The 4815-nt window shown below is 76.8% G+C and carries 1 protein-coding gene; it reads right to left on the bottom strand.

Features of this window, described 5'->3' with window-relative positions:
* A partial coding sequence (locus ABD308_RS29080) for a type I polyketide synthase (RefSeq protein WP_344340926.1) occupies positions 1 to 4815 on the bottom strand: 4815 nt, incomplete at both ends.

Here is a 4815-nt window from a genome sequence, read left to right as displayed (position 1 = left end):
CGGGGTTCTCCGACTGGGCGGTGCGCACCAGGCCCCGGACGGGTTCCTGGACGAGTTCGCCGCGCCGGGTGACGACGACGAGCCGGGAGTCGGCCGTCCGGTCGTCGGCCAGCCAGGCCTGGAGCGCCCGCAGGACGTCGAGGCCGACGGCGTGGGCGCGCTCGGGCACGGTGTCGGAGGGCGCGCCGCCGCCGGCGGGCAGGACCACGAGGGGCGGCAGGGCGCCGTCCTCGGGCAGGTCGCCGTCCTCGGGCAGGTCGCTGTGGAGGATCCAGTCGGCGGGCGCCTCGGCGGCCTCGGGTGCGGGGACCCAGTCGACCTCGAACAGGGCCGCGTCGTCCGCCGGACCGGCGGTGGGGCCGCGCGGGTCCACCGGCCGCACGGTGAAGGCCTCGACGTCCACGACGGGGGCGCCGGTGTCGTCGGCGGCCCGGATGGTGAGGGTGTCGGGGCCGGTGGGGGTGACGACCACGCGCAGCGCCTCGGCGCCGGTGGCGTGCAGGCGAACGCCGGCCCAGGAGAAGGCGAGCCTGGGCACGTCGGCGCCCGGGAGGAGGCCGGCCTCGCCGAGCGGGTGGAGGGCGGCGTCCAGCAGGGCGGGGTGCAGGCCGTAGGCGGCGGCGTCCGAGGTGGTGTCGGGGAGGCGGAGCTGGGCGTAGAGGCGGCCGTCGGCGAGCCAGGCGGCCTCGACGGCGTGGAACGCGGGCCCGTAGGCGACGGTGAGCCGGTCGTAGAGGCCGTCGATGTCAAGCGGGCGGGCTCCGGCGGGCGGCCAGACCGTCAGGTCGTCGGCGTCGGCGGGCTCCGGGCCCTCAGGGGCGAGCGTTCCGGTGGCGTTGGCGTGCCACGGCAGGCCGGGGCCGGTGCGGGTGAGCAGCCGGACGGTGCGCCGGCCGTCCTCGGCCTCGCCGACGTGGACCTGGAGGTCGGGGCCGCCGCCGTCCGGGACGACGAGCGGGGCGGAGACGGTCAGTTCCTCGACGGTGGGCGCGCCGAGCCGGTGGCCGACGTGGGCGAGGGCGTCGAGCAGCGCGGTACCTGGCAGCAGCGCCACGCCACCGACCCGGTGGTCGGCCAACCAGGGCAGGGTGCGTTCGGTGATCCGGCCGGTGAAGACGGCGCCTTCCTCAGTGCCGAGCAGCAGTTCGGCCTCCAGCAGCGGGTGGCCGGCCTTGTCCAGACCGACGGCGGCGAGGTCCCCGGCGGCGCGGCCCGGCCGGAGCCAGTAGCGCTCGCGCTGGAAGGGGTAGGTCGGCAGTTCGGAGGGACGGACGGTGCCGGCCTCGGCGTGGGCCGGGGACCAGTCCACGGGCAGGCCACGGACGTGGAGTTCGGCGGCGGCGAGCAGGACGCGGTCCCAGCCGCCGTCCTCGCGCCGCAGGGTCCCGGTGACCACGGTCGGCGCCTGAACGGACTCCTCCAGGGCCTCCACGATGCCGTGGGCGAGCACGGGGTGGGCGCTGACCTCGACGAACGCCCGGAAGCCCCCGGCCGCCAGGGTCTCGACGGCGTCGGCGAAGCGGACGGTCTGCCGCAGGTTGCGGTACCAGTAGCCGGCGTCCAGCTCCGGACCCTCCAGCCAGCGGTTCTCCACCGTGGACAGGAACGGGACGCTCGCCGACTGAGGCTTCACCGCACCCAGCACTTCCGCGAGTTCGGCCTCGATCGACTCCACGTGCGAGGTGTGCGACGCGTAGTCCACCGGGATCCGGCGCACCCGGGCGCCCCGCTCCTCGAAGGCCGCCACCACGGTGTCCAGGCCGGACGGGTCACCGGCCACGACCACCGAGGACGGACCGTTCACCGCCGCGATCTCCACGCCGTCCGGCAGCGCGCCGGTCACCTCGGCGAACGGCAGAGCCACCGAGACCATCCCGCCGCGTCCGGCCAGGCCCCGCGCGATGGCCTGCGACCGCAGCGCCACCACGGCCGCCGCGTCCTCCAGCGAGAGGACGCCCGCGACGTGCGCCGCCGCGATCTCGCCCTGCGAGTGACCGACCACCGCGTCCGGCACCACCCCCAGCGAGGACCACAGCCGCGCCAGAGCGACGTTCACCGCGAACGACACCGGCTGCACCACGTCCACCCGCTCCAGCGGAGCCGCACCCGGTACCTGGTTCACCACATCCAGCAACGACCAGTCGACATAGGGCTCCAGCGCCTCCGCGGCCTCCTCCAGAGCCCGCGCGAACACCACCGACTCGGCGAGCAGCCGACGCCCCATCCCCGCCCACTGCGACCCCTGACCCGGGAACACGAACACCGACCGACCACTCACCTCCGCCCGACCGGACACCAGCCCCGACCCGCCCTCTCCCCCGGCCAGGGCCCGCAGCCCGCTCAGCGCCCGTGCCCGGTCGGCGGCGACCACGACGGCCCGCCGTTCCAGCGCGGCCCGGGAGCCGGCGAGCGCGCGGGCGACGGCCGGCGCCTCGGCGACGGGCCTGGCCTCGGTGAACTCGGCGAGCCGTTCGGCCTGTGCGCGCAGGGCCTCGGGGGAACGAGCGGAGAGCAGCCAGGGCACCGGGGTACCGGAATCGGCGTCGGGTTCGCCGTCGAGTGCGACGGGCACCGCCCGGTTCGCCGGCTCCTGGACGGGGGCCTGCTCCAGGATCACGTGGGCGTTGGTGCCGCTGACGCCGAACGAGGAGACGGCGGCCCGGCGCGGCCGGTCGACCTCGGGCCAGGCCCGTTCCTCGGTGAGCAGGGCGACCGCGCCGGACTCCCAGTCCACCGTGGTGCTGGGCGCGTCGATGTGCAGGCTCTTCGGCAGCACGCCGTGCCGCAGCGCCTCGACCATCTTGATCACGCCGGCGACCCCGGCGGCGGCCTGGGCGTGGCCGATGTTGGACTTCAACGACCCCAGCCAGAGCGGCTGTTCGGCCGGACGGCCCTGCCCGTAGGTGGCCAGCACCGCCTGCGCCTCGATCGGATCGCCCAGCGAGGTCCCCGTGCCGTGGCCCTCGACGGCGTCGACGTCCGCGGGCGTCAGCCCGGCGTTGGCGAGGGCCGCGAGGATCACCCGCTCCTGGGAGGGGCCGTTCGGGGCGGTCAGCCCGTTGGACGCACCGTCCTGGTTCACCGCCGAACCCCGGACGACCGCCAGCACCTCGTGCCCCAGGCGCCGCGCGTCCGACAGCCGCTCCAGCAGTACCAGGCCCACGCCCTCGGCCCAGGCGGTGCCGTCGGCCCCGTCCGCGTAGGCCCGGGCCCGGCCGTCGGCGGAGAGCGCGCGCTGGCGGGAGAACTCGACGAAGGAGGTCGGCCGGGCCATGATCGCGGCGCCGCCGGCCAGGGCGAGCGTGCACTCGCCATCGCGCAGCGCCTGCGCGGCCAGGTGCAGGGCCACCAGGGAGGAGGAGCAGGCGGTGTCCACCGTCACCGACGGGCCTTCGAGGCCTAGGGAGTAGGAGATGCGGCCGGAGGCGACCGAGCCGGCGTTGCCGGTGCCGAGGTAGCCCTCCAGGCCGTCCGGGACCTCGGCGAGGTCGGTGGCGTAGTCGTGGTACATCAGGCCCGCGTAGACGCCGACCGGTTGCCCCTTGAGCGAGGTCGGGTCGATGCCCGCGCGCTCCAGGAGTTCCCAGGAGGTCTCCAGCAGCAGCCGCTGCTGGGGGTCCGTCGCCAGCGCCTCGCGCGGGGAGATCCCGAAGAAGGCGGCGTCGAACTGGCCCGCGTCGTGCAGGAATCCGCCGTGTCGGGCGTAGGAGGTGCCGGGGACGGCCGGGTCCGGGTCGTAGAGGGCGTCGAGGTCCCAGCCGCGGTCGGCGGGGAAGGGGGTGATCGCGTCGGTGCCCTCGGCGACCAGCCGCCACAGGTCGGCCGGGGAGGCGACGCCGCCGGGCAGGCGGCAGGCGGCGCCGACGATGACGACGGGGTCCTCGGCGGGCGGCACGGTGCGCGCTACGGGCGCGGGCCGGGCGGCGGTGGCCGGACGGCCGGTCAGCGCGTTCACCAGGAAGGCCGCGACGGCGGTCGGGTTGGGGTGGTCGAAGGCGAGGGTGGCGGGCAGCCGCAGGCCGGTGGCGGCGGTGAGGCGGCCGCGCAGTTCGACCGCGGTGGCGGAGGTGAAGCCGAGGTCCTTGAACGGGCCGTCGGGGCGGATCGGGTCGGGGCCGTCACCGGCCAGCCCGGCGGTCTCCGCGAGGACGAGGTCGAGCAGTTCGCGCCGCCGGTCGGCGGGCGGGCGGCCGGCCAGGCGGCGGCGCAGTGCGGCGGCGGTCGCGGTGTCCGGGGCGCTCGGGCCGGCCGGGGTGTCGATGAGGTCGCGCAGCAGGGCCGGGACGTCCTGCGGGGCGAGGGCGTCCAGCCCTTCGGGGTCGAGCCGGAGCAGCAGCAGGGAGGTGTGGTCGGCCAGGTGGGCGGCGTCGAACGCGGCGGCGCTCTCCTGGGCGGTGAGCCGGCCGAGGCCGAGCGGCACGGGGCGTCCGTCCCCGTCGGCGGGGCCGGTGATGAGGGCCAGGCCGGGCAGCCCGTGGCGGCTGCGGTGGTGGGCGAGGGCGTCCAGGAACGCCGCGGCGGCGGCCTCCCCCGGGGCGCCGGGGGTGCCGAGCGGTCCGACGGTGGGGGTGTGCACGACGAAGGCGGACAGTTCGGTGCCGGCGGTCAGTTCGTGCAGGTTGACGGCGGCCGCGAGGGCGGCGACGAGGCCGGGGAAGGCCGCGCCGGGGGTGTGGACGACGGCGTTGAAGCGCGCTCCAGGGCCGGCCAGCCAGTCGGCGAGGGCGTCGCGGTCGGCGAGGTCGAGGGCGCTGAGGGTGATCTCGGCGCCGGCGCGGGTGAGCCGTTCGGCGAGGTCGGCGGCGGCCCGGTCGG

The sequence above is a fragment of the Kitasatospora putterlickiae genome, from assembly GCF_039527695.1.
GTDB lineage: Bacteria > Actinomycetota > Actinomycetes > Streptomycetales > Streptomycetaceae > Kitasatospora > Kitasatospora putterlickiae.
The sequence above is the reverse complement of the archived record's forward strand: the minus strand, read 5'-3'. Positions and strand labels throughout refer to the sequence as shown.